We start from the raw sequence: 23,484 nt of genomic DNA, 5'->3' as shown, positions 1-23,484 counted from the left end.
CCAGAAAACGTAACGACATGATCAGTCCTCCCTGTTGACCCGTGCTTGTTGTTGCACGTGGCTATTCGATTGTTGCGCGGCAACGCTGCCCGTGTAGTGGGGAAATCCAAAATGTGCACGAATGAGCACGAGCATGGACCTGAACGGTTGTCGGTTCGTAGCGTCGGTATAGGCGTCCAGGGCCGGTGAGAGAGGCCCAGTCCTGGGTGCCTCACCAACCGGGCGATGACAGGGGCGGAGATGCCGGAAGACGGATTGCCTGAATCCCTGACGGAAGCAATCGAGATGGCACGTGCCACGACTGAGCCGGATAAGGCAGTGATCTACATCTTCCGGCCGTTGCTGACGACCAAGGCTGATCTGGACTGGGCGGAGTTCTACTGCCGTCAACGTGCACACAAACTAGGGCTCCGGGTGTCCTGTGTACTGGTGGCCGACAACTCGGACGCTGACCGAATGGGGATGCTGTACCGGCTGCTGCGCCAGATCGACTGTGCGGTAGTGATCACTCCGAACCTGGTGCATGTCGGTGGAAACCCCAGGCGTGTAACAGCTTTCGCCGACCTTCAGACAGTGGAACCTGCTGCGTGTCATCACTGGCGGACCAAGGTGCCACGCTGCGAGTTGGACGAAGCGCTGGCGCTGGACAGCGCCGGGGAGAGCGCTGGCTCTCTGGAGCCCGAAGGCCATTCCGATGCTCGGGAGCCGCGAGGGGAGGTGCGGCGATAACCGGTCGAACGCACTTCGCGGAAAGACCCGGGTATCCGGTCGGCTGGTCAGGGGAATATGCCCGGAGGGGGATTCAGCCCGAGGGGTACCCGTCTTGCGGGTACCCCGGGCTTCTTCATCGGTACTGCACCGTCACCGGCGCGTGGTCGGACCAGCGTTCGGCGTAGGTTGCGGCCTTCTCGACCACGGCCTGCTTGGCGCGGGCGGCGATCTCGCCGCGCGCCAGCTGGTAGTCGATGCGCCAGCCGGCGTCGTTGTCGAAGGCGCGGCCGCGGTAGGAGTGCCAGCTGTAGGGGCCGGGGGCGCCGGGGTGCAGGTCGCGGACCACGTCGACGTAGCCAGCGGCCAGCATGGACGACACCCAGGCGCGTTCCTGCGGCAGGAAGCCCGCGTTCTTGACGTTGCCCTTCCAGTTCTTGATGTCGAGCTCGGTGTGGGCGACATTCCAATCGCCCATGATCACGAACTCGCCCGGGTGGGCCAGCATGCGTGCGCCGATGGCGTCCAGGAAGCGGTACTTCTCGTCCTGCAGCGGGGTGTCGGCCTCGCCGGTGTGGACGTAGACGCTCGCGATGGTGAGATCCTCGAAGTCGGCCTCGACATAGCGGCCGAGCGTGGCGAACTCCTCGACGGGAGACCAGCCTCCGTCCTGGAACAGGCCGACGCCGACGCGCACCGCGTCGGGCTGGTGCCGGGACAGGATCGCCACGCCCGCCCGGCCCTTCAGGCCCGGTTCGGCATGGCTGAGGAACCATCCGGCGTCCAGCGCGGGCGCTAGCGCGCTACGCGTTTGCTCATCGGTCGCCCGGGTCTCCTGCAGGCAGACGATATCGGCCTCGGTCGCGGCCAGCCACTCGAGCAATCCCTTGCCCGCCGCGGCACGCACCCCGTTCACGTTGCACGTACTGATGATTTTCGCCACTTCACGACCGTACAATGCGGCTTACCGACTCTCTTCACGGACATCGAGGTCCAGGAAGGGGTGACGACGATGACGTCAGGCACCACCCGGCCCACCGCCCCGCCCGCGCCCATCCGCGCGCTCCACACCGGCTCCGGCGAACCGCTGCTCCTGCTGCACGGATTCATGCTGTCCCCGCATTGCTGGGAGCAGGTGGCCCAGCGCATGTCGAGCCATTGCGAAGTGTTCGCTCCGGCCTTCACCGGGCACTGGGGCGGCCCCGAACTCGAGGGCTGGTACCTCGATGTCAGCGCCCTTGCCGACCGGGTCGAGGACCAGCTCGACGAGATGGGCTGGCGCACCTGCCATATCGCGGGCAATTCGCTCGGCGGCTGGGTCGGCTTCGAGCTGGCCCGCCGGGGCCGGGCCCGCACCCTCACCGCTATCGCGCCCGCGGGCGGCTGGCAAACGCCCTCCATACTGCAGCTTCGAGTCGGGCTGAAGTTTCTGTCGATGGTGCCGTTCGTGGAGATCGGCAAGCATCTGCCGGACGCCATCGCGTACAGCGGGTTCGTCCGGCAGGCGGTGGCGCTGATGCTCACCAAGAACACCGAGGCGGCCTCCCGGGCGGGCATCGAGGCGGCCATCACCTCGGCCATGCACTGCAAGGCCATGCTGCCGATGCTGGTGAGTGGCCTGCGATTCCCGGCCCTCGAGCACCTGGCCACGCTGCGCACCCCGGTGCGGCTGCTCATGTGCGAGAACGACCGGATCATTCCGAATCGCCTGTACGCCCGCCGGTTCCTGGAGGAACTACCGGAGTCGGCGGACCGCATCCTGGTCCACGATGTCGGCCACGTCCCCATGCTCGAGGCGCCCGACCGCATCGCGACCCTGATCGCCGAGCACGTCTACGCCAGCCGCTCCCGCCTGCGGGCCGTCTGACGGGCCCCGAATCACCTACGCTCTCAGGCACGCCCAGTGTTGCCTCGAACCGTGCACCGGAACTCGTTCAGTTACATAGGATTACGGCGGATCCACGTCGCCAGGTTCGCGGCCCGTCTCGTTCTGGACCGAGCGGAGCGGAGGAGCGAAGCGGGGGAGCGCAGGGAGGGAAGAACGAGACCTCCAGGGCCGCGAACCCGCCCGGAGCGAAGCGGAGGGCAAATTCGATACTGACAGGGGTGTGTGGAGATGATGGAACAACCGCAGGTGGACCAGTCCAAACCCAGTATTGCCCGGGTGTACGACTATCTCCTGGGCGGCAAGGACAATTACGCGCCCGACCGGGAGGTCGGGGACTTCTTCATCAAGGATCTGCCGGGTTCGGTGGATATCGCGTACGCGAATCGGAATTGCCTCGTACGCGCCATCGGTGAGATCTCGCGCGCCGGCATCAAGCAGTTCGTCGACATCGGCAGCGGCCTGCCCACCGCCGACAATGTGCACCAGGTGGCGCAGCGGCACCAGTCCGCGCCGCATGTGGTCTATGTGGACAACGACCCCATCGTGCTGGCGCACGGCCGCGCGATTCTGGAGACGGACGAGTTCACCACCGTGATCCAGGCCGACCTGCGCGATTCCGAGGCCATCCGCCACCATCCGGAAGTGGAGCGGCTCATCGACTTCTCGCAGCCGGTGGCCGTGATCTTCAGCGCCATCCTGCACCACCTCAACAATGACGAGAAGCCCGAACAGGTGGTCCGCTACTGGGCCGACCAGATCCCTTCCGGCAGCATGCTCTACATCTCCCACTTCCGGTCCGGCTTCAACGAGGAGACCCGGGTCGCCGAGCAGAAGCTGCAGACCACCTTCGGCCGCGGCCGCTGGCGGACCGACGAGGAGATCCTGGGTCTGTTCGGCGATCTCGAAATCCTGGAGCCGGGCCTGGTGCCCTGTTCCCTCTGGCGCCCCGAACCCACCGCCGAGGGCGTGGCCCGCATCGGCAGCGACCACCACGACCTCAGCGTCTGGGAGCAGCTGATCTCCGCCGCCCTCTCCCGCAAGCCCTGAGCGCCGAAACCCCGTGCGCGCCCGTTGATCGCAGCACGCGATCAGCGGGTGTTCAGTCGAACCACTCCGGATCGCCCGCGGCGATGAGCTCGCGGAGGACGGCCGGATCCGCGAGCGCGTCCCGCAGCAGCGCCCCGAGCGCCCGCAGCGCCGGCGCGTCCTGGCCGTACGCGACGAACGTGCCCGCCTCGGGGTCGAAGCTCACCCGCTCCCCCACCCCGGCCTCCTGGGTCGCCACCGCCGACCGCGCCACCCCGGCCCAGCCGTAACCGTTTCCGTCGTAACCGAATTCGGCGAAGACGGGTTCGGTGGCGAGCATGTGGTTGTCGGACAGCATCAGGCAGTAGTGCCCGGGCTTGTGGTCGTATTCGAAGAACACCAGTGGGGCGAAACTCTCACGATCGGTCACGCCCCGAACCCTAGCCACGGCCCCCGACAAACCGATATCGAGTGAAACACCTCGTGCTGGACGTATGACCAGTAGAGTCTGGACGGCCACCCGGCCGCGCGGCAAGGGGCCGCGTCCGAAGCACTGTGGGAGATTTCGCTGAGATGAGAACTGCGCGGGTTCTGTGTTCGGTCCTGTCGGCGCTGGCCATCGTGTCCAGCGGGTCTGCCGTGGCCGGGGCGGCGCCGGCCGACAGCGGCTCGGGGTCCGGAAGCGCCGGCTCGGGGTCCGGGAACTCCAGCGGTTCGGGGTCGGGCAGTGCCAGCGGGTCCGGGACCGGGAGCGCCGGTGGTGCGCCGACCAGCGTGCCGTCGCTCGGCCCCGACTTCATGTGGGGAGTGGCCATGGCGGGATTCCAGTCCGAAGGCCATGCGCCGGACAGCAACTGGAGCCGGTACGCGAATTCCGGCAAGGCGCACGACCCGTACGGCAATTCGGTCGACTTCTACGACCGGTACGCCGAGGACATCGATCTGGCGGCCGGGATGGGCCTGAAGGTGTACCGGCTCAGCATCGAATGGGCACGGGTGCAGCCGCAGCCGAATGCGTGGGACGAGAACGGCTTCCGCTTCTACGACCAGGTCATCCAGAAGATCCGCGCGGCGGGGATGCGGCCGATGCTGACCCTCGACCACTGGGTGATCCCCGGGTGGGAGGCGGATCGCGGGGGCTGGAAGAACCAGGGCATGGTGTCGGACTGGCTCACCAATATGCGCAAGGTGGTCGACCGATACGCACCCGACGACCCGATGTGGGTGACCATCAACGAGCCCATGGGCTATGTCGCGGAGTCGATCAGGATCGGCGATATCGGCGTGCTCGACGCACTGCCGATGTTCGACCGGCTGGTGCAGGCGCACACCGCGATCTACGACTACATCCACAGCCGCCAGCCCGGCGCGCGGGTGACCAGCAATATCGCACAGTTCCCGATCGTGCAGGACCTGACCGACCTGATGTTCGCCGACCGCATCCGCGGCAAGCTCGACTTCATCGGCGTCGACTTCTATTACGGCGCCTCGCTGACGCACCTGCCGAGCACCGCGCTGCTGGGCGACGAACTGTGGAAGAACGCCATCGAGCCCGAGGGTATCTACTACGACCTGCGCACCTACACCGAGAAGTTCCCGGGCCTGCCGATCTATGTGGTGGAGAACGGACTTCCCACTGACAACGCCGCCCCGCGCAGCGACGGCTACGACCGCGCCGACCACCTGCGCGACACCGTCTACTGGCTGCAACGCGCCAAGGCCGACGGCATCGACGTGATCGGCTACAACTACTGGAGCCTCACCGACAACTACGAATGGGGCAGCTACTCACCACGATTCGGCCTCTACACGGTCGACGCGAAAACCGACCCGACCCTCACCCGCCGCCCCACCGACGCCGTGGCCGCCTTCAAATCAATCACCGCCCAGGGCGGCGTCCCCGCCGACTACCGCCCCACCCGCAAGCCCGCCCTCTGCTCGATCATCCTGCCCCTGGAGAGCTGCCTGCGCCCCGTCTCCGTCCCGTAGGTCGCTACTTCGAACACGCGGTGCGGAAGGCGGCGTCCGGGACCGCCACCGGCGACTGGTGGCGGCCCCGGACTTCATGCGCGCCTAATAGGCGAGCAGTCCCTTGGCGACGTGGGTCACCTGGATCTCGTTGCTGCCCGCGTAGATCATCAGCGACTTGGCGTCGCGGGCCAGCTGTTCGACGTGGTACTCGGACATGTAGCCGTTGCCGCCGAAGAGCTGGACGGCGTCCATGGCGACCTCGGTGGCGATCTCCGAGCAGTACAGCTTCATGGCCGAGGCCTCGGCCAGCGTCGGCGGCTTGCCGGCGCCGGAGCGTTCCAGGGCGTGGAAGACCATGTTCTGCACATTGATCCGGGCGATCTCCATCCTGGCCAGTTTGAGCTGGACCAGCTGGAAGCGGCCGATCTCCTGCCCCCACAGCTTGCGCGTCTTGGCGTAATCCACACAGAGCCGGTGACATTCGTTGACGATGCCCAGCGCCATGAAGGCCACGCCGATGCGCTCGGCGGTGAAACTCGAACGGGCGCTTTCCCGTCCGTCGCCGCCCTCGTGCTGCTCGGTCTCGCCGAGCAGCCGGTCCCGGCTCAATCGCACATTGTCGAAGAACAATTCGCCGGTGGGTGAGGCGTGCAGGCCCATCTTCTTGAACGGCTTGCCCTGGGTGAAGCCCTCCATGCCCTTGTCGAGCACGAAGGTCAGCACCTTGCGGTCGCGCTTGGCCGCGATCGTCTTGGACTCGGGGGTGCCGTCGCCCTCGTCCAGCTTGGCGTAGACGACGACGGTGTCGGCGTAGGGACCGTTGGTGATGAAGGTCTTCTGCCCGTTGAGAATGTAGTCGTCACCGTCGTGGCGGACGTAGGTCTTCATCCCGCCGAAGGCGTCCGACCCGGAGTCCGGCTCCGTGATCGCCCAGGCCGCAACCTTTTTCATGGTCACGATGTCGGCGAGCCAGCGCTCCTTCTGGGCGAGGGTGCCGCGCGAGAGGATGGTCGTCGCACCGAGCCCGATGCTCACGCCCATGGCGGTGACCAACCCCATGCACACCCCGGACAGCTCGCTGACGAGCACCGCCATCAGCGATTCCTGCCCGGAGAAGGGCCCGCCGTCGCCGCCGCCGGTCTTCGGCTTCTTCTCCGGCAGCGGCTCCCCGGCTGCGAGTGCTTCCTCCCGCTTGCGTTGCTTGGCGAGCAGTTTGGCGACCATCTCCGAGCCCAGCGCGTCGATGCCGAACTCGGCGAACAGCTTCCGGATGATCGGATACGGCAGCATCTCGCCGCTGTCGAGGGCGTCGAGGTGCGGGCGCACCTCCTTGTCGATGAAGCTTCGCACCGCGCCGCGGATCAGCTCATCGGTCTCGGACCATTCGAACATCGTTGTCCGCCTTCCTGATTACGGCAGTCGCCCGGCGATATCGTCGATGGACCAGGGCCCCTCGGTCTCGATGGTCTTCACGTCGTGCCAGCCCGCCAGTTCGGAGATCGCGCCACCCTGCACCGCGAACACCTTGCCGGTGATCGGGCACTTCTCGGTGGCAAGATACGCCACCAGCGGCGAGATATTGGCCGGACTGAAGGCATCGAACTCGCCTTCTTCCAGACCGGCCTGCTGCGCGGCCATCATCTCGCCCATGCCCGGCGTGGCCAGGGTGAGCCGGGTACGCGCGATCGGCGCGATGGCGTTCACGCGCACGCCGTAGCGGGCCAGTTCATCGGCCGCCACCAGGGTGAGCGCGGCGATACCGGCCTTGGCCGCACCGTAATTCGCCTGCCCCGCATTGGGGACCGTGGTACCCGACGCCGACGCGGTGTTGATCACCGCCGCGACGGGCTGATTGCCCGCCTTGGACTGCTCCTTCCAGTACCCGGCCGCGTGCCGCAGCACCGCAGCGTGCCCCTTGAGGTGCACGGCCAGCACCGCGTCCCACTGCGACTCGTCCATGCCCGCCACGAAGGCGTCGCGCAGGATGCCCGCGTTGTTCACTACGACATCCAGCCGCCCGAACTCCGACACCGCCTGCTCCACCAGGTTTTTCGCGCCCTGCCAGTCGGCCACGCTGTCGGTGTTGGCGATCGCCCGCCCCCCTGCGGCGAGGATCTCGGCCGCGACCTCGTGCGCCGGGCCGGTGTCGGCGCCCTCACCGGCATTGCTGCCGCCGAGGTCGTTCACCACGACCGCCGCGCCCTCCCGCGCGAACAGCAGCGCGTGTTCCCGGCCGATCCCCCGGCCGGCTCCGGTGATGATGGCGACCCGTCCGTCGAGTGCACCCATGAATGTCTCCCTAAGAGTTGTCGGAAATTTCGGCCAGGCCGTCGCTGAGGACGGTGTCGTCGCCGCGGACCGTGCGGAAGGCGTAGGTGGTGACCCCGTCGGCCGAGCCGACCTTCCAGATCTGGGTCTCCAGGTCGTCGTTCGGGAACACCATCTTGGCGAAGCGCACCGCATACCGTTGCAGCCGAGCCACATCCGAGCCCGCGACCTGGGTCAGCACCCCCCACGACGACATGGCCATGGTGCAGAGCCCGTGCGCGATGATGCCGGGCAGGCCGGCGTCCCGGGCGACCTGATCGTCCAGATGCAGCGGCACCGGATCACCGGAGGCCGGCGAATACCGGTACGTCTGATCGGCGTCGACGTGCGCGGCCACCGTGGCCAGCGGCTCCCGCTCCAGCAGTGTCGGATCGAAGCGGTGCGCCGGAGCCTGCTCGCCCGCCTGCTTACCCGCGTCGACCTTGCGGAAGAACGCGGTCAGATACTGCTCGTTGACCAGTTCCCCAGCCTCGGAACGGCATTCGATGCGGATGGTGATGGTCGAGCCGTTGTCCTTGCCCTCGAACCCGATGGCCTTGGCCCGCGACACCAGCTTGTCGCCGGGCCGGATGGGCCGGTGGAAGTGGAAGTCCTGCTCCCCGTGCACCACCCGCCCGAAGATGTGCATCGGGGCCACCTCGATGACCGGCATCATCATGGCCTCGAAGACCGGCACGATGGCGAAGACCGGCGGGGCCGCATCGCCTTTCAGGTGCGCGGGAATGGGATCGTTGGTGGCCGCGGCGTATTCGGCGATCCGCTCGCGCGTGACCTCGAACGCCTCCTCGTCGGACCAGGAACCCAGCCCCGATTCGTCGAATTCGACAGCGGTGGAAGCCATCTCGTGTGCCCGCTCGCCGTCAGGCCGCCGTGGCGAGCGCATCGAGCGCGGCGAGAGTCTTGTCCAGCTGTGTGAGGCCGTCCTTCTCCACCGCCTTGCCCAGCGCCCCCTTGATCAGCGCGCCCTCGAAATCACCGGACACCGAGAAGCGGCTGCCCGCGCCCTCGGGGGTGATGTCGAAGGCGAACTGCACCTTCACCCCGGCCATGCCGGTGCCGCTGAGCACCAGACTGTTCGGGGTCTCGACGCTCTCGACCACCCACTCGATCTTGTTGGCCATGCCGAGCATCATGATCTTGGCGGTCAGCTTGGCGCCCGGCGCCAGCACGGCCGGCGGCTCCTCCATCCAGCGCTCGTGGATGGAGAACCATTTGTCCCAGGTCTGCGGGTCGGAGACCACGGCCCACAGGCCGTCGGGGGTGGCGGTCAGGTCCTTGGAAGCTTCGATGTGTCCCACGGGATTACCTCTTCGTAGTCGGGGATGGAGGGTGCGGATCAGCGGTCGGCGCGCTGGTAGGCGGTGACGACGGCCGCGCCGCCGAGCCCGATGTTGTGCTGCAGCGCGGCGGTGACGTTGCCGACCTGCCGCTTGTCGGCGGCGCCGCGCAACTGCCAGGTGAGCTCGCTGCACTGCGCCAAACCCGTTGCGCCCAAAGGGTGTCCCTTGGAGATGAGCCCGCCGGAGGGGTTCACCACCCACTTGCCGCCGTAGGTGGTCGCACCGGAGTCGATGAGGTGTCCGGCCTCGCCCTCCCTGGCCAGGCCGAGCGCCTCGTACAGCAGCAGCTCGTTGGCGGAGAAGCAGTCGTGCAACTCGATGACCTGGAAGTCCTCGGGGCCGAGCCCGGCCTGCGCGTACACCTTCTCCGCCGCCCGGACATTCATGTCGTAGCCGATGAGGTTCTTGGCGCTGCCGTCGAAGGTGGACTGGAAGTCGGTGGTCATGGCCTGGCCGACGATCTCGACCGCCTGCCGCGACAGATCGTGGCGGTCCACGAATTCCTCCGAGGCCAGGACGACCGCGCCGGACCCGTCGGAGGTCGGCGAGCACTGCAGCTTGGTGAGCGGGTCGTAGATCATGCGCGAGCCCAGGATGTCGTCGAGCGTGTACTCGTCCTGGAACTGTGAATACGGGTTGTTCACAGAGTGCTTGTGGTTCTTGTACCCGATCCTGGCGAAGTGCTCGGCGGTGGTGCCGTACTTCTTCATGTGCTCGCGCCCGGCCGCGCCGAACATCCACGGGGCCACCGGGAACAGCACCTCGGAGATCTCCGCGAGCGCCATGATGTGGCGAGCCATGGGCTGTTCGCGATCGTCCCAGGTGGAGCCGAGCGAGCCCGGCTGCATCTTCTCGAAGCCCAGCGCCAGCGTGCAGTCGGCCAGCCCGCCCCGGATCGCCTGTGCCGCAAGGTAGAGCGCGGTCGAGCCGGTAGAGCAGTTGTTGTTGACATTGACCACCGGAATGCCGGTCAGGCCCAGTTCGTAGACGGCGCGCTGGCCGGAGGTGGATTCACCGTAGACGTAGCCGACATAGGCCTGCTCGATCTCGCGGTAGTCGATTCCGGCGTCGGCGAGGGCCTTGGTCCCCGACTCCCGGGCCATGTCCGGGTAGTCCCAGTCACTGCCGTCCTCGTTCTTGCGCCGCCCCGGCTTCTCGAACTTCGTCATGCCGACACCGACGACGTAGACCTTGTTCGTCATCGAACTCCTCACATAGGGGAACGAAAACAAACATACAAATCTGTATGTAAGTAGGCAAGAGGGGGCGTGATTCTCAGCATCGAGCACAAGATCGGCAGCTCCGGCGGGTACGCCCGGACATACCGCCGATGCGGTGACCCCACCCGCGCAAACGTCGAAGGCCCCCGCCGCACACCGCGGCGAGGGCCTTCGGGCCGAATCGATCAGCTATTCGTCGGCGATCCGGAAGTCGGGCATCCGCGCCTCGGCCGCCAGGCGCAACTGCGCCGAGGCCCGCAGCCAGCGCCGGTGCGCCCGCTCGGGATCGGGAGAAATGAAGTTGGTCACCAGGATTCCGCGCAGCGTGTCCATCGCGGTGTAGGCGAAATCGCGAACGTTCTTGCGGTCCAGCTCATTCGGCACCAACTGCGCGACGGCCATCAGCACCGCGTTGTTCACGAACGGCTCGACCTTCTCCATCTCGACCGCGAGCACCCGATCCGTGCGGCTGGCCACCCACAATTCGATGGCCGCGATGAACAGCGGGCCCTGATGCAGCTCCCACATGGCCTCCAGGGTGGCGCCGATCGGATCGTCGCCGCTGCGGACCCGCCGGATCTCGTGCATGGCCGCCTCGGTGCGCCGCTGCGCCAGATGACTGATCGCCGCGACCACCAGCTCGCTCTTGGAACCGAAATGGTGCACCTGCGCGCCCCGGGTCACGCCCGCGCGCTCGGCCACCCGTGGCGTCGTCGTCCCGGCGTAGCCGTACTCGACGAGGCAGTCGATGGTGGCGTCCAGCAGTCGCGTCCGGGTCTCGCTGCTGCGCTGTTCCTGGGTGCGGCGCGGGGGTTTCGAGACGGCGGAGCTGGTCATGGGAGGATCTTACACTTACATACAATCGTGTATGTTCGCGCCGGGGTTGCGGGCCGGAGTCCGGCCCGCACCGTCTCCCCGGCCCCCGGGAGCTATCTCGACTCCCCTGTTCGCCCCGGCGCAGAATTCTGCGGGCGTCGGTCGCTGCGAGCGCTCCGGCCACGAGAAGCGGCTGAAAGAGCAGCCGCACCGCGCGTTTGGTGTCGGTGTCGAGACCGAAGGCGTCAGCGCGATTGACCAGTTGTGCGACGTTGCCGGGAAAGATCGCGACAAAGAAGGCGGCGGTCGTAGCGCCGAGGAAGGCCCGTGCAGGCTGCTTCCAGGTACCGAGCAAGGCCCCGCCGAGTCCGATCTCGACGACACCGGACGTGACGACGACGAAGTCGGGATCCAGTCGCAGCCAGTGCGGGACCTGCGCCCGAAACTCCTTGCGCTGGAAGGTCAGGTGACCCGTTCCGGCCGCGAGGAGCGCGGCTCCCAGAGCCGCTTGACCGGCGGCCCGCAACGCCTTCTTCGATCCCGCGGATTTCGGTGACATACGACAACCTCCTGTCTGAGCCCCGGCCAGCGATACCGCCCGGGGTGATGGATATGAACGCGGACCAGATACATCGTGGGCGATGCATTGTGGGCGATGTTATTTCCGAGCGGAGTTCGACGGCATTGAACGTGGCACACGTCACTCCGGCTCGTGAGTGTCAGGATATTGCGACCACCTGACTGGCCGGCGCACCGCGTCAATGCGGCAGCGCACCGCCGCGCCGCGCTGCAACCACGGTCACCGCGAACAGCAGCGTGCCGAGGACCGCGAGACCGGCGCCCACGGCGGTGGGCGCGGTGTACCCCAGCCCCGCCGCGATCACCAGGCCGCCCAGCCACGCACCTGCCGCGTTCGCAATATTCAGTGCCGCGTGGTTGAGGGCGGCGGCGAGGGTCTGGGCGTCGTGGGCCACGTCCATCAAACGGGTCTGCAGGGCGGGGGCCAGGGCCGCGCCGGACGCACCGACCAGGAAGGCGCCAACGGCGGCGGTATAGGGATTGTGCGCTGCCACAACGTATCCGGCGAGGATCACCGCCATGGCCGGCAGGGAGATGAGGATCGCGCGATCCACGCCGCGGTCGGCGAGGACGCCGCCGGCGATATTGCCCGCGACCATGCCCAGGCCGAAGAGCATGAGAACCAACGGAACCAGGCCGACGCGGAGGCCGGCCACATCGGTGAGAGTGGTGGTGATGTAGGTGTAGACCGCGAACATGCCGCCGAAGCCGACGGCGCCGACCAGCAGGGTGAGCAACACCTGGGGGCGGCGCAGGGCCGTCAGTTCGGTACGAGGGTCGGTCATGCGAATGCCGTGCAGGTCCGGCACGAAGCGGGAGATGGCGGCGACGGTCGCGATGCCGATCACGGCGACCACCACGAAAGCGTTCCGCCAGCCGAGGTTCTGGCCCAGCCAGGTGGCTGCAGGAACGCCGACGACATTGGCGGCGCTCAGACCCAGCATAACTGCGGCAACCGCCTTGGCACGCTGCCCCACCGGCGCCAGCGAGGCCGCCGCCAGCGACGCCACACCGAAGTACGCGCCGTGCGGCAGGCCGGAGACGAACCGCGCCACAGTCAGCGTCGCGAAGCCGGGCGCGATCACGCTGGCCGCATTGCCCAGCGTGAATGCCGCCATCAATGCCATCAGCAGCCGCTTGCGCGGGACCCGCGCGCACAGCGCCGCGATCACCGGCGCACCGACGACCACACCCAGCGCGTAGGCCGAAACAATGTGTCCGGCAGTCGGTTCGGAGACCTTCATGGAGCCGGCGATATCGGGCAGCAAACCCATGGTGACGAATTCGGTGGTCCCGATCCCGAACCCGCCCAGGGCCAGCGCCAGCATGGCGGGCACATGCCACCGCTCACGTGGCCCCGCCTCGGGCGCGGACTCGACGGCCTCGGGCGTGGACCCGACGGCCTCGAGCGCGGCGCCGACGGGACGGTGCACCCCGTCGGGGCTCATCTCGTCGGCGGCGGATGCGGTGGTGGCTGCGGACACGGATTCGGGCACAACCAAGCGCAACACAGTGGCGAACGGTCCCGATACCGTCCGGTCCGGTGATTTCACTCACCGACCGGCCCGGATCTTGGGCCGGCCCACGCCACGCGACCGCCGGGACGCTGGTCCCGGCGGGCTGCCCGCGCGTCCCCGGTCAGACCGTGACCGGTGTGGCGACCCGGCTGGGATCCGCCTCGCCGAGCGGCGGAATGACGGGAAAGTTGCTGCGGAACAAGCCATCCGGGTCGAACCGGTCCTTGATCTCCAGCAATCGCGCCAGCGTGACCGGATCGAAGACCGCGTCCGGGGTCTCACCGGAATCCAAGTAGGTGAACGGTTTCCGGCCACTCAGGTACGGACGCAGCGCATCCACCACGGCGTCACTGCGTTCGACGACGGCCGCCTCGAAGTCCGCGGTCGGCGCGGGGCCGAGCAGCGACAACAGGTACGGCTCGGCGATCCCGCCCGCGCAGCCCGCGTCGGGGCGCGGCCGGGTCAGCGCGCCACCCAGGTGCCGGACCTGGACCAGCGCGAGCGGCCCCACCCCGCCCTGCGGCGCGGCGGCGGCCAGCAGCGCGTCGCTCACCCGTACGGAGAACTCGGTGAGCAGCTCACCGCGTACCCGGGCCGGGCTGGGGTCGGTCGGCTCCATGCAGACGCCACCGACCTGCGCGGCATCCAGCGGCCGCCGGGTGTCCAGCACCGCGCCCGGAATCTCGTCGAACAACCGCAGCGGACCGGTGACCGCGCCCAGCGCGACCACGTCCACGGCCACCATGGCCCGGCCGCGCAGTATCTCGGGAAGCTCGGGGAACGGCGGGAATTGCAGGAGAGTCAGCCAAAGGCTCAGTCCCTCTTCGGCTTCCGCGGTGGCCTGCCGGAAGGCTGCGACGACGGCTTCGGTCCGCTCGGCCGGCCACAGTATGCGGCCGCCGAAAAGCTCGGTCGCGTCGAACAATTCGAATTCCATGCCGGTCACCAGCGCGAAATCGCCGCCGCCGCCACGCAGTGCCCAGAACAGGTCGGGCTCGGAGTCCGCGGTCACCCGGCGCTGATCGCCGTCCGCGGTCACCACCTCCAGCGCTCGCACCGCGTGCGCGGCGTAGCCGCGGCTGCGCGCGAACCAGCCGACACCGCCGCCCAGCGTGTACCCGGTCACCCCGACCACCGCGGAACTGCCGCAGGCTCCGGCCAATCCGTGCGCGGCGGCCCGCTCCAGCACCGGCTGCCAGGCCACCCCCGCCTGCACCCGCGCCACCCGCGCCGCGGCGTCGATCTCGATCCCGTCCAGCGCCCGGGTCGTCACCAGCACGGTCCCGTCCGCCGCCGGGGAGGGGCTGTGCCCCGTCGCCCGCGTGCTCAGCGGCAGCTCGGCCGCCGCCGCGAACCGCACCAGCGCCGCGGCGTCGGCCGCGTCCGCGACCTCCACCACCGCCGAAACCCGCTGCCGCACGGCGAGATTCCACGGCGTGCTCGCCTGTTCGAAACCCTCGTCCCCGGGTACCAGCACCCGGCCCCGCACCACAGTGCGCAGCTCGCCACCGATCGCCGTCATCGCTCCTCCTTCGCCGCCGCGCGTACCGCGGCCGAACCCCGTCTGTCACAGGGGTATTGACCGTCCGGTCGGGTGCGTTAACCCGTTGACACACGGCCATGCTGGCAAGGACCGTGTGAACGTTTCGTGATCACGGCCGGGAGAACCCCGAAAACAGTTCGGGCACCCGCCCACCCACCGGTTCCGGTGGGGGCAGGTGCCCGTGTGGCGCGGTGGATGGTCCTGGCCGGGACTGTGGTCCCGGCCGCCATCTTCACCGCTTCGCGCTGTTCACGTTCGTCGGCGCGTGGGAGCTTGCGCTCCTGGGGTTTCAGGGGTGGCCCCTGAACAACCTCTTGCCCTTGGGGTTTCAGGGGCTTGCCCCTGAGAGTCCCGAGAGTTGGGAACTTCTTTTCTAGCGCAGCTCGCGAGCCAGGTTGGCGTCCAGCACGCCGAGGAACTCCTCGGTGGTCAGGTAGCCCTGGTCGCCGCCGACCAGCAGCGCGAGGTCCTTGGTCATCTGGCCGGACTCGACCGTCTTGATGACGACATCCTCGAGCGTCTGGGCGAAGCCGATCACCTCGGGGGTGTTGTCCAGCTTGCCGCGGTGGGCCAGGCCACGCGTCCACGCGAAGATCGAGGCGATCGGGTTGGTGGAGGTGGGCTTGCCCTGCTGATGCTGACGGTAGTGCCGGGTCACGGTGCCGTGCGCCGCCTCGGCCTCACAGGTGCGGCCGTCCGGGGTGAGCAGCACGGAGGTCATCAGACCCAGCGAGCCGAAGCCCTGCGCCACGGTGTCGGACTGCACGTCGCCGTCGTAGTTCTTGCAGGCCCAGACGTAGCCACCCTCCCACTTGAGCGCGGAGGCGACCATGTCGTCGATGAGGCGGTGCTCGTAGGTGAGACCGGCCGCGTCGAACTCGTCCTTGAACTCGGTCTCGTACACCTCCTGGAAGGTGTCCTTGAACATGCCGTCGTAGGCCTTGAGGATGGTGTTCTTGGTCGACATGTACACCGGGTAGTTCTGCTGCAGGCCGTAGTTCAGCGAGGCCCGCGCGAAGTCCCGGATCGAGTCCTTGAAGTTGTACATGCCCATGATCACGCCGCCGTCTTCCGGCATGCGGACGACCTCGTGCTGGATCGGCTCGGAGCCGTCCTCGGGCGTGAAGGTCAGGGTGACGGTGCCCGCCTGGTGCACCTTGAAATCGGTGGCGCGGTACTGGTCACCGAAGGCGTGGCGGCCGATGATGATCGGCTTGGTCCAGCCCGGAACCAGACGCGGCACATTGGAGATGATGATCGGCGCGCGGAAGATGGTGCCGCCGAGGATGTTGCGGATGGTGCCGTTCGGCGACCGCCACATCTTCTTCAGACCGAACTCCGTGACGCGGGCCTCATCGGGGGTGATCGTCGCGCACTTCACACCCACGCCGTGCTTCTTGATGGCGTTGGCGGCGTCGATGGTCACCTGATCATCGGTCTTGTCGCGATACTCGATGCCGAGGTCGTAATACTCGAGGTTCACATCGAGATACGGGTTGATCAGTTTGTCCTTGATGAACTGCCAGATGATCCGGGTCATCTCGTCGCCATCGAGTTCGACGACGGTCCCTTCAACCTTGATCTTGGACATGGATCTTCGTGTCCTCCTAGGAAGGTGGTGCTCCCATTGCACGGCCGGTGAGCACCGCTTGTAGCGGACCCCAGCTGTTCAACAGACAACGTATACGCATGGCGCTCGGCACGGGACCTGTGGTGCCAAGTCCACGTACGCTGTGGCGTCAAGCAAGACAAGCGTACTGCTGCTATCGATCTCACCGCTCGGGTGGCCCCCGCTGTGCGGGATTCAGTGCGGTTACCGATTAGTAGCTTTTCGCGTGACTTTACGCACTTTCCAGGATGCGAAAACCCGCGGCCCGCGGCAACCCCAAACCCGCGGACCACGGGATATATGTTGCCGCGACCCGCGGGTGAATAGTCGGTAGTCAGACTCCCACGTGCACGTGCTCGGAACCTTCGAGCAGATTCTCCGGCTTGTCCCGCACCATGAACGCGATGATCGGAATGGTCACCAGGAAGAATCCCGCGCCGATCAGGAACGCGATGTCATAGGAATGAATCGCGGCCCGGGCCATCACGTGGTCGACGCCCGGATTGTTCTTCGCGAACCGCTCGGCCACCTGCACGGCGATCGTCGACAGCAGCGCGGTGCCGATCGCGCCGCCCACCTGCTGCGCGGCATTGAGCAGCGCGCTCGCGACACCGGAGTCACGCTCCTCGACCTGATGCAGCGCCGTGGTCTGCATGGCCACGAACAGCCCGCCCATGCCGAGCGCGATAAGAATCACTGCCGGCAGCACGCCCCCGGCGTAGCTGTCCCCGAAGCTCAGCCGCGACAGATACAGCAGCCCGGCCGTGCCCAGCACCGAACCGGTGATCATGAGCGGCCGCGGCCCGATCCGCGGCAGCAGCCCGCTCGCGACACCCGCGGAGATGACGATGCCGATGGGGAAGGGCAGGAACGCCACCCCCGCCTTCAGCGCCGACCAGCCCAGCGTGATCTGGAAGTAGTAGCTCATGTTGATGAACATGGCGAACATGGCGATCGGCAGCAGCAGCGCCACCAGGAACGAGCCGCCCCGGTTGATCTCCCCCGGAATACGCAGCGGCAGTAGCGGATTCGAGGACCGCCGTTCGATGGCGACGAAGGCGGCGAGCAGCGCGACGCCCGCGATCAGCAGGGCCAGGGTGGTGCTCGCGGTCCAGCCGTCGGAGGCCGCGCGGCTGAAGCCGTAGACCACCGAGACCAGGCCGAGCGTGGCGGTCACCGCGCCGGGCAGGTCGTAGCCGCCGGTGCGCGGCGCGGGCACGTCCCGGACCACGAAGGCGAGCGCGCCCAGGAAGGCGATCAGCGCGATCGGGGTGTTGACCAGCAGGCACCAGCGCCAGTTGGCGTATTCGGTGAGCGCGCCGCCCACGATCAGGCCGATGGCCGCGCCACCCGCGGACACACCCGCGAAGACGCCGAACGCGCGAGCGCGCTCCTTGGCCTCGGTGAAGGTGACCGACACCAGCGACAACGCGGCCGGCGCGAGCAGGGCGGCGAACGCGCCCTGCAGCCCGCGCCCGGCGAAGAGTTCCGCGCCGTTCTGCGCGAGCCCGGCCAGCGCCGACGCCCCGGCGAAGCCGACCAGGCCGATCAGGAACATGCGGCGGCGGCCCAGGTAGTCGGCGAGGCGGCCGCCGAGCAGCAGCAGGCCGCCGAAGATCAGCGTGTAGGCGGTGAGCACCCACTGCCGGTCGCCGTCGCTGATGCCCAGGTCACGCTGGGCGAACGGCATGGAGATGGTGACGATGGTGGCGTCCAGCACCACCATCAGCTGGGCCATGGCGAGTACGCCCAGGGCCCACCAGCGCGCGGATCCGCGCCGGTCGGAGCTTTGTGATCGGTCTTCGAGTGTTGTTGTCGCGGCGGTCATGCTGTCTCCTCACGGATGGTTCGGGACACCCTCGACAATCTTGACCCCTGCAGCCAATTGGCGTCAAGGGAAATTTGTCGCACTGCGACAGTTGTCATAATGGGACAGCGGAAGCGTTCGAACCCTTACCATGGAGGCATGTCGGAGTTGTCAACTCACCTCGGTGTGATCGCACGTCACCGGCCGGGCCTGCGTGAGCGGAAGAAGGAACAGACCCGGGCGCGGATCATCGACGTCGCCCTACGGCTGTGCGACGACCAGGGCTTCGACGCCACCACCGTGGAACAGATCGCCGACGCGGCCGACGTCTCGCCGCGCACCGTGAACCGGTACTTCGACAGCAAGGAAGACATCGTCATCGCGCCCATCGCGGACTGGGCGCGGGCACACGCGGACGCGCTGCGCGAGCAGCCGAGCACCGGCAACGAGCTGAAAGCGCTGCTGGACAGCTTCCTGTCCATCGTGGACCGCGTCGTCGACCACGACGAACCGCTGCCCTTCCGCTGGTTCCAGCAGATGCAGCGCATCATCCGGTCCACCGCCGCGGTGCGGGCGTGCAGCATGGCCGCGACCGAGAACAAGACCGAGCAGACCGCGCAGGTGCTGGCCGAACGCCTCGGCACCACCGTCGCGGATCTGCGAGTTCGATTGCTGCTCGGCACCTTCCACGCCATCATGCGGGCCGGCACCGAATCGGACTTCGATTCCGGCTTCGCCGACGAGCGTCTGATCGAGTCACCGCGCCGCATGGCGGAGGCCGTGGTCGGCGCGTATCACGAATTCGTGCGCACCTGCGCGAGGCCCGCTGTGGCCAGCCCCACTTCCGAAACAGCGGCGTCCGCCCGCTAGAATCGCGCAACAGGTCAAGAGCATCAGCGTTAAGGCCCCGGCTTGCTGATCGGCAACCCTCCAGCTGCGGTGGGGTGCTCCGGGTGCAGACCGGGCGTTCGAAGGCCGAACGCAAGCGCAACTAGGAGGTCTACCGAAATGTGTTGTTGTCGAAGCCCATTCGCCTCTCGATAACGTCAAACTTCCGCCATTCGGCGACCTTGTTTTTGGAGCAGAACAGATGAGTGACTCGACCGCGCCCGCGGCCGTCTCGGCTGACGGCACCCTGGATCCGGCCGGCTGGTCCTTCGAGACCAAGCAGATTCACGCCGGACAGGCTCCCGATCCGGCCACCGGAGCCCGCGCCCTGCCCATCTACCAGACCACCTCCTACGCCTTCCGCGACACCGATCACGCCGCCGCGCTGTTCGGGCTCGCTGAGCCGGGCAATATCTACACCCGCATCATGAACCCCACCCAGGACGCGGTGGAGCAGCGCATCGCCGCGCTCGAGGGCGGTGTGGCCGCGCTGCTGCTGGCCTCCGGTCAGGCCGCGGAAACCTACGCGATCCTGAATCTGGCGCAGGCCGGCGACCACATCGTGGCCAGCCCGCACCTTTACGGCGGCACCTACAACCTGCTGCACTACTCGCTGCCCAAGCTGGGCATCGAGGTCAGCTTCGTCGAGGATCCGGACGATCTCGAGCAGTGGCGCGCGGCCGTGCGGCCCAACACCAAGGCGTTCTACGGGGAGACGGTCGCCAATCCGAGCAGCTCGGTGCTCGACATCCCGGGTATCGCCGAGGTCGCGCACGCGGCGGGCGTGCCGCTGATCGTGGACAACACCGTCGCCACGCCGTACCTGATCCAGCCGCTGCGGCTGGGCGCGGACATCGTCGTGCACTCGGCCACCAAGTACCTGGGCGGCCACGGCTCCGCGGTCGCGGGTGTGATCGTGGACGGCGGCAACTTCGACTGGACCGTGCGGGACGCGGCGGGCGAGTCCCGCTTCCCGGGTTTCACCACCCCGGACCCCAGCTACCACGGCGCCGTGTTCGCCGATCTCGGCGCGCCGGCCTACGCGCTCAAGGCGCGGGTGCAGCTGCTGCGCGACCTGGGCGCGGCGGTGTCGCCGTTCAACGCCTTCCTCATCGCGCAGGGCATCGAGACGCTGAGCCTGCGCGTCGAGCGGCACGTGGCCAACGCCCAGGCGGTGGCCGAGTTCCTGGCCGAGCAGCCCGGCGTCGAGAAGGTCTACTACGCAGGGCTGCCCAGCTCCCCGTGGTTCGAGCGGGGCAAACAGCTGGCACCCAAGGGCGTCGGCGCCATCGTCTCCTTCGAGCTGGCCGGCGGCGTGGACGCCGGCAAGAAGTTCGTGGAGGCGCTGGTGCTGCACAGCCATGTCGCTAACATCGGGGACGTGCGCTCGCTCGTCATCCACCCGGCCTCCACCACGCATTCCCAGCTGACGCCCGCCGAGCAACTGGCTTCCGGTGTCACACCTGGTCTGGTCCGGTTGGCCGTGGGTATCGAGGGGATCGGCGACATCCTGGCGGATCTGCGCGCCGGACTGACGGCGGCGGCAAGTTGACCGTGAACATCGAATCGAGCACGTCCCGGCACGCGGCGGAGCTGCTGCTGCCGCCGCCCGACGGGACGCTCGGCAGCATTGCCATCGGGGATATCGAGCTCGAGACCGGAGCTGTCATTCCCGATGTCACGCTGGCTGTGCAGCGGTGGGGCGAACTATCGGCGAACGCGGACAACGTGGTGCTCGTGGAGCACGCGCTGACCGGTGATTCGCACGTGGTGGGCCCCGCCGACGTGCACCACGGCCAGGCGGGCTGGTGGGACGGCATAGTGGGTCCCGGCGCGCCGGTGGACACCCGCGAGTGGTGCGTCATCGCCACCAATGTGCTCGGCGGCTGCAAGGGCAGCACCGGGCCGTCCTCGCTGGCCGCGGACGGAAAGCCCTGGGGCGCAAGGTTTCCCGAGATCTCCATCCGCGATCAGGTGACCGCCGAGATCACGCTGTTCGACCTGCTCGGCATCGACCGCCTGGCCGCCGTGGTCGGCGGCTCCATGGGCGGCATGCGGGTGCTGGAATGGATGGTCGCCCGGCCCGAGCGGGTCGGCGCGGCTCTGGTGCTGGCGGTCGGCCCGCGCGGCACCGCCGACCAGATCGGCACCCAGACCACCCAGATCGCGGCCATCACGGCCGATCCGGACTGGCAGGGCGGCAACTACCACGGCACCGGGCGCGCCCCGATGACCGGCATGGGCATCGCCCGGCGCATCGCGCACCTGACCTACCGCACCGAGTTCGAGCTCGACCATCGCTTCGAGAACCATGCCCAGGGCGATGAGGACCCGTGGGCGGGTGGGCGTTACGCGGTGCAGAGCTATCTGGAGTACCAGGCCGACAAGCTGATCTCGCGGTTCGACCCGGCCACCTACGTGCTGCTCACCGAGGCCATGAACCGCCACGACGTGGGCCGTGGCCGCGGCGGTATCGCGGCGGCGCTGGGGTCCACGCCGGTGCCGTGCGTGGTCGGCGGGGTGGACTCGGATCGGCTGTTCCCGCTGCGTACCCTGCAGGAGCTGGCGGATCTGCTGCCGGGTTCCAAGGGGCTGGAGATCATCCGGTCCCGGGACGGCCACGACGGATTCCTGACCGAGACCGAGGCGGTCGGCAAACTCATGCTCGAGACGATGGATCTGGCCCGCGCCCAGCGCGAGTCGGACCGCTGAAGCAACGCTGCCCGTCCGCTGTATCTCCGCTGCCTCACCGGAGGCGCGTTACCTCGCGTATCGTGTCCGTTTCGCTCGAATTGCCGTGACACGCTTCCGGTTTCGCGCACATGACACCTCCGTAACCGACGGCCCGGAATACGTGTGCGCAGGGCTCGGCACACGTAATGTATTCAGGCATGACCGCCGCATTCGATGACATGGATCTGCGCGATCTCGTCGATCTGCTCTCCGAGGACGAGCAGCGTGAACTTCGCCCGGCCATACTCCGTGTCCTGCACAGACTCCCGGACCAGGAAGTGTTGCGCCGTGAGCTCGGCCGCCGCATAACCTCGGTCTAGCAATCCCCCAGCGCCGCGGGTTCGCGGCCACCCTCCGATCGAACATTCAGCGCCGCGACTCCGGTCGCGGCCCCGACCTCGGCGCGGTCTAGGTGACGCCGAGGCTGCTGATGGTCGCGGCCAGCGCGATGATCGCGCCGCCCAGCACCGTCAGCCAGGCGACGTCGAAACCCTTGCTGCGCACCGCGAGCAGACCGGCCCGGTCGGTCGGCAGAATCAGCCGCAGTGCCGCCGCCAGCAGCGTCCCGCCGCCGAAGAAGAAGGTGCCGCGCCGCCAGCGGTCCCAGGCCAGGAAGACCACGGCCACCACCAGCACCACCGCTACCAGCAGTATGGGCAGATTGCCCCGGACGAACTCCCCCGCACGACTGCTACGGCTCTCGGGTGCGGCATGGGCTGGAGTCACCGGACGAGCTTATCCGGCCCTCTGCGATGCTGGAGCCCGTGTTCCATCTCGTGTTCTTCGAACCTCGCATCCCCCCGAATACCGGCAATGCCATTCGGCTGGCGGCCGGCACCGGCTGCGAACTGCACCTGATCGAACCGCTCGGCTTCGACCTATCCGAGCCGAAGCTACGCCGGGCCGGGTTGGACTACCACGACCTGGCCGTCGTCACCGTGCACAAGAGTCTCGCCGCCGCGTGGGACGCCATTCGGCCCGAGCGGGTCTTCGCCTTCACCGCGACGGCCACCACCCACAGCACCGATGTCGCCTATCGCTCGGGCGATGTGCTGCTCTTCGGGCCCGAGCCGACCGGGTTGCCCGAGGAGGTGCTCGCCGATCCTCGCGTCACCGAGCAGCTGCGCATCCCGATGCTGCCGGGCCGGCGCTCGATGAATCTGTCCAATGCCGCGGCCGTCGCCGTGTACGAGGCCTGGCGGCAGCTGGGTTTTCCGGGCGCGGTCTGAGTTTCCGGGATCAGTCGTCGATTTCGAAGCGCTTGAAGCGGGAGGTCGCGCCGCCGGTCAGGCGGACCGCGGATTTGGGGACGCCGTAGTGGGCGGCCAGCAGCTCGATGGCGGCCTTGTTGGCCTTGCCCTCCACCGCCGGGGCGCGGACGTACAGCTGCAACGCGCCATCGTCGAGGATCTCGACCAGGGGCCCCTTCTTGCTGCCGGGTTTGATGGTCGCCCGGACCACTGTCGACACGCCGCACTCCCTTCCCGCGCCCGACCCCATTGTCGCGGACG

General features: G+C 67.8%; 24 protein-coding genes and 1 riboswitch. Of the genes, 10 read left to right on the top strand and 14 right to left on the bottom strand.

The features are described from left to right. Positions 1-225: 225 nt before the first annotated feature. Positions 226-729, top strand: coding sequence for a hypothetical protein (locus ACFXN1_RS01510; RefSeq protein WP_379435603.1), 504 nt, complete (start codon positions 226-228; stop codon positions 727-729). Positions 730-844: 115 nt separating this feature from the next. Here the strand turns inward: ACFXN1_RS01510 and ACFXN1_RS01505 are convergent, their stop codons facing one another. Beyond that, on the bottom strand, positions 845-1,651 hold the full coding sequence (locus ACFXN1_RS01505) for an exodeoxyribonuclease III (RefSeq protein ID WP_379435605.1): 807 nt from the start codon (positions 1,649-1,651) through the stop codon (positions 845-847). A 69-nt stretch (positions 1,652-1,720) separates the two neighbouring features. Here ACFXN1_RS01505 and ACFXN1_RS01500 point away from each other — a divergent pair, with 69 nt between their 5' ends. Together ACFXN1_RS01500 and ACFXN1_RS01495 are read left to right on the top strand one after the other, a co-directional pair. Next, positions 1,721-2,575: an alpha/beta fold hydrolase gene (locus ACFXN1_RS01500; RefSeq protein WP_379435606.1), complete on the top strand. Its 855-nt coding sequence runs from the start codon at positions 1,721-1,723 to the stop codon at positions 2,573-2,575. 249 nt (positions 2,576-2,824) lie between these two features. Continuing rightward, on the top strand, positions 2,825-3,643 hold the full coding sequence (locus ACFXN1_RS01495) for an SAM-dependent methyltransferase (protein ID WP_379435608.1): 819 nt from the start codon (positions 2,825-2,827) through the stop codon (positions 3,641-3,643). Between the two features lie 52 nt (positions 3,644-3,695). On the opposite strand, the gene ACFXN1_RS01490 is transcribed toward ACFXN1_RS01495, so the two are convergent. Further along, complete coding sequence (locus tag ACFXN1_RS01490; RefSeq protein WP_379435610.1) at positions 3,696-4,052, bottom strand: immunity 51 family protein; 357 nt, start codon at positions 4,050-4,052, stop codon at positions 3,696-3,698. Between the two features lie 143 nt (positions 4,053-4,195). Between ACFXN1_RS01490 and ACFXN1_RS01485 the strand changes: the two genes are divergently transcribed. Further along, a complete protein-coding gene (locus tag ACFXN1_RS01485) occupies positions 4,196-5,611 on the top strand; it encodes a family 1 glycosylhydrolase (RefSeq protein ID WP_379435611.1) in 1,416 nt (471 codons plus the stop codon). An 84-nt stretch (positions 5,612-5,695) separates the two neighbouring features. Here the strand turns inward: ACFXN1_RS01485 and ACFXN1_RS01480 are convergent, their stop codons facing one another. The 6 genes from ACFXN1_RS01480 to ACFXN1_RS01455 form a co-directional block, all read right to left on the bottom strand. Further along, positions 5,696-6,985 (bottom strand): acyl-CoA dehydrogenase family protein, encoded by a 1,290-nt coding sequence (locus ACFXN1_RS01480; protein WP_379435613.1) that lies wholly within the window; start codon positions 6,983-6,985, stop codon positions 5,696-5,698. A gap of 18 nt (positions 6,986-7,003) precedes the next feature. Further along, on the bottom strand, positions 7,004-7,882 hold the full coding sequence (locus ACFXN1_RS01475; protein ID WP_379381877.1) for an SDR family oxidoreductase: 879 nt from the start codon (positions 7,880-7,882) through the stop codon (positions 7,004-7,006). A gap of 10 nt (positions 7,883-7,892) precedes the next feature. Beyond that, the gene (locus tag ACFXN1_RS01470; protein WP_379435614.1) at positions 7,893-8,762 is read right to left on the bottom strand and encodes a MaoC/PaaZ C-terminal domain-containing protein; all 870 of its coding nucleotides are present in this window, start codon (positions 8,760-8,762) and stop codon (positions 7,893-7,895) included. Positions 8,763-8,781: 19 nt separating this feature from the next. Further along, positions 8,782-9,219, bottom strand: coding sequence for an SRPBCC family protein (locus tag ACFXN1_RS01465; RefSeq protein WP_379435616.1), 438 nt, complete (start codon positions 9,217-9,219; stop codon positions 8,782-8,784). 38 nt (positions 9,220-9,257) lie between these two features. Beyond that, positions 9,258-10,463, bottom strand: coding sequence for a lipid-transfer protein (locus ACFXN1_RS01460; RefSeq protein WP_379435618.1), 1,206 nt, complete (start codon positions 10,461-10,463; stop codon positions 9,258-9,260). 207 nt (positions 10,464-10,670) lie between these two features. Continuing rightward, entirely contained in the window at positions 10,671-11,318 is a 648-nt protein-coding gene (locus tag ACFXN1_RS01455; protein ID WP_379435619.1) for a TetR/AcrR family transcriptional regulator, read from the bottom strand. A 31-nt stretch (positions 11,319-11,349) separates the two neighbouring features. Here ACFXN1_RS01455 and ACFXN1_RS01450 point away from each other — a divergent pair, with 31 nt between their 5' ends. Next, on the top strand, positions 11,350-11,853 hold the full coding sequence (locus tag ACFXN1_RS01450) for a hypothetical protein (protein ID WP_379463465.1): 504 nt from the start codon (positions 11,350-11,352) through the stop codon (positions 11,851-11,853). 202 nt (positions 11,854-12,055) lie between these two features. On the opposite strand, the gene ACFXN1_RS01445 is transcribed toward ACFXN1_RS01450, so the two are convergent. The 4 genes from ACFXN1_RS01445 to ACFXN1_RS01430 form a co-directional block, all read right to left on the bottom strand. After that, complete coding sequence (locus ACFXN1_RS01445) at positions 12,056-13,324, bottom strand: MFS transporter (protein ID WP_379435726.1); 1,269 nt, start codon at positions 13,322-13,324, stop codon at positions 12,056-12,058. Positions 13,325-13,514: 190 nt separating this feature from the next. Further along, positions 13,515-14,915 carry an FAD-binding oxidoreductase gene (locus ACFXN1_RS01440; protein ID WP_379435622.1) on the bottom strand — a complete coding sequence of 467 codons (1,401 nt, stop codon included), beginning with the start codon at positions 14,913-14,915 and terminating at the stop codon, positions 13,515-13,517. Between the two features lie 394 nt (positions 14,916-15,309). Next, positions 15,310-16,527, bottom strand: coding sequence for an NADP-dependent isocitrate dehydrogenase (locus ACFXN1_RS01435; protein WP_354830238.1), 1,218 nt, complete (start codon positions 16,525-16,527; stop codon positions 15,310-15,312). 352 nt (positions 16,528-16,879) lie between these two features. Further along, the gene (locus tag ACFXN1_RS01430) at positions 16,880-18,373 is read right to left on the bottom strand and encodes an MFS transporter (protein ID WP_379394791.1); all 1,494 of its coding nucleotides are present in this window, start codon (positions 18,371-18,373) and stop codon (positions 16,880-16,882) included. 138 nt (positions 18,374-18,511) lie between these two features. Between ACFXN1_RS01430 and ACFXN1_RS01425 the strand changes: the two genes are divergently transcribed. From ACFXN1_RS01425 to ACFXN1_RS01410, 4 genes are all read left to right on the top strand, one after another. Continuing rightward, positions 18,512-19,222: a TetR/AcrR family transcriptional regulator gene (locus ACFXN1_RS01425; protein ID WP_379435624.1), complete on the top strand. Its 711-nt coding sequence runs from the start codon at positions 18,512-18,514 to the stop codon at positions 19,220-19,222. Positions 19,223-19,234: 12 nt separating this feature from the next. Further along, a riboswitch (SAM riboswitch) is annotated at positions 19,235-19,346 on the top strand. Between the two features lie 96 nt (positions 19,347-19,442). Then, positions 19,443-20,792 carry a bifunctional o-acetylhomoserine/o-acetylserine sulfhydrylase gene (locus ACFXN1_RS01420; protein WP_379394787.1) on the top strand — a complete coding sequence of 450 codons (1,350 nt, stop codon included), beginning with the start codon at positions 19,443-19,445 and terminating at the stop codon, positions 20,790-20,792. 41 nt (positions 20,793-20,833) lie between these two features. Continuing rightward, positions 20,834-21,952 (top strand): homoserine O-acetyltransferase, encoded by a 1,119-nt coding sequence (locus tag ACFXN1_RS01415; RefSeq protein ID WP_379435727.1) that lies wholly within the window; start codon positions 20,834-20,836, stop codon positions 21,950-21,952. Between the two features lie 179 nt (positions 21,953-22,131). After that, positions 22,132-22,293 (top strand): hypothetical protein, encoded by a 162-nt coding sequence (locus ACFXN1_RS01410; RefSeq protein ID WP_167659831.1) that lies wholly within the window; start codon positions 22,132-22,134, stop codon positions 22,291-22,293. Between the two features lie 88 nt (positions 22,294-22,381). Here the strand turns inward: ACFXN1_RS01410 and ACFXN1_RS01405 are convergent, their stop codons facing one another. Next, on the bottom strand, positions 22,382-22,699 hold the full coding sequence (locus ACFXN1_RS01405; protein ID WP_379394784.1) for a DUF3017 domain-containing protein: 318 nt from the start codon (positions 22,697-22,699) through the stop codon (positions 22,382-22,384). Positions 22,700-22,737: 38 nt separating this feature from the next. Here ACFXN1_RS01405 and ACFXN1_RS01400 point away from each other — a divergent pair, with 38 nt between their 5' ends. Continuing rightward, positions 22,738-23,202, top strand: a complete 465-nt coding sequence (locus ACFXN1_RS01400) for a tRNA (cytidine(34)-2'-O)-methyltransferase (protein WP_379381857.1) — start codon at positions 22,738-22,740, stop codon at positions 23,200-23,202. A gap of 10 nt (positions 23,203-23,212) precedes the next feature. Here ACFXN1_RS01400 and ACFXN1_RS01395 read toward each other — a convergent pair whose 3' ends face one another. Continuing rightward, a complete protein-coding gene (locus ACFXN1_RS01395) occupies positions 23,213-23,473 on the bottom strand; it encodes a DUF167 domain-containing protein (protein ID WP_379381855.1) in 261 nt (86 codons plus the stop codon). Positions 23,474-23,484: the final 11 nt, after the last annotated feature.

The organism is Nocardia sp. NPDC059154 (genome assembly GCF_042755705.1).
Taxonomy (GTDB): domain Bacteria; phylum Actinomycetota; class Actinomycetes; order Mycobacteriales; family Mycobacteriaceae; genus Nocardia.
Note: the sequence above shows the minus strand (reverse complement) of the source record. Positions and strands in the feature narration are given on the sequence as shown.

Coding starts and splice junctions, on each gene's coding strand:
- ACFXN1_RS01430 (WP_379394791.1), bottom strand. CDS start 18,373: ATGACCGCCGCGACAACAACACTCGAAGACCGATCACAAAGCTCCGAC.
- ACFXN1_RS01420 (WP_379394787.1), top strand. CDS start 19,443: ATGAGTGACTCGACCGCGCCCGCGGCCGTCTCGGCTGACGGCACCCTG.
- ACFXN1_RS01470 (WP_379435614.1), bottom strand. CDS start 8,762: ATGGCTTCCACCGCTGTCGAATTCGACGAATCGGGGCTGGGTTCCTGG.
- ACFXN1_RS01455 (WP_379435619.1), bottom strand. CDS start 11,318: ATGACCAGCTCCGCCGTCTCGAAACCCCCGCGCCGCACCCAGGAACAG.
- ACFXN1_RS01485 (WP_379435611.1), top strand. CDS start 4,196: ATGAGAACTGCGCGGGTTCTGTGTTCGGTCCTGTCGGCGCTGGCCATC.
- ACFXN1_RS01510 (WP_379435603.1), top strand. CDS start 226: ATGACAGGGGCGGAGATGCCGGAAGACGGATTGCCTGAATCCCTGACG.
- ACFXN1_RS01435 (WP_354830238.1), bottom strand. CDS start 16,527: ATGTCCAAGATCAAGGTTGAAGGGACCGTCGTCGAACTCGATGGCGAC.
- ACFXN1_RS01495 (WP_379435608.1), top strand. CDS start 2,825: ATGATGGAACAACCGCAGGTGGACCAGTCCAAACCCAGTATTGCCCGG.
- ACFXN1_RS01450 (WP_379463465.1), top strand. CDS start 11,350: ATGTTCGCGCCGGGGTTGCGGGCCGGAGTCCGGCCCGCACCGTCTCCC.
- ACFXN1_RS01475 (WP_379381877.1), bottom strand. CDS start 7,882: ATGGGTGCACTCGACGGACGGGTCGCCATCATCACCGGAGCCGGCCGG.
- ACFXN1_RS01410 (WP_167659831.1), top strand. CDS start 22,132: ATGACCGCCGCATTCGATGACATGGATCTGCGCGATCTCGTCGATCTG.
- ACFXN1_RS01445 (WP_379435726.1), bottom strand. CDS start 13,324: ATGAGCCCCGACGGGGTGCACCGTCCCGTCGGCGCCGCGCTCGAGGCC.
- ACFXN1_RS01460 (WP_379435618.1), bottom strand. CDS start 10,463: ATGACGAACAAGGTCTACGTCGTCGGTGTCGGCATGACGAAGTTCGAG.
- ACFXN1_RS01440 (WP_379435622.1), bottom strand. CDS start 14,915: ATGACGGCGATCGGTGGCGAGCTGCGCACTGTGGTGCGGGGCCGGGTG.
- ACFXN1_RS01425 (WP_379435624.1), top strand. CDS start 18,512: ATGTCGGAGTTGTCAACTCACCTCGGTGTGATCGCACGTCACCGGCCG.
- ACFXN1_RS01395 (WP_379381855.1), bottom strand. CDS start 23,473: ATGGGGTCGGGCGCGGGAAGGGAGTGCGGCGTGTCGACAGTGGTCCGG.
- ACFXN1_RS01480 (WP_379435613.1), bottom strand. CDS start 6,985: ATGTTCGAATGGTCCGAGACCGATGAGCTGATCCGCGGCGCGGTGCGA.
- ACFXN1_RS01500 (WP_379435606.1), top strand. CDS start 1,721: ATGACGTCAGGCACCACCCGGCCCACCGCCCCGCCCGCGCCCATCCGC.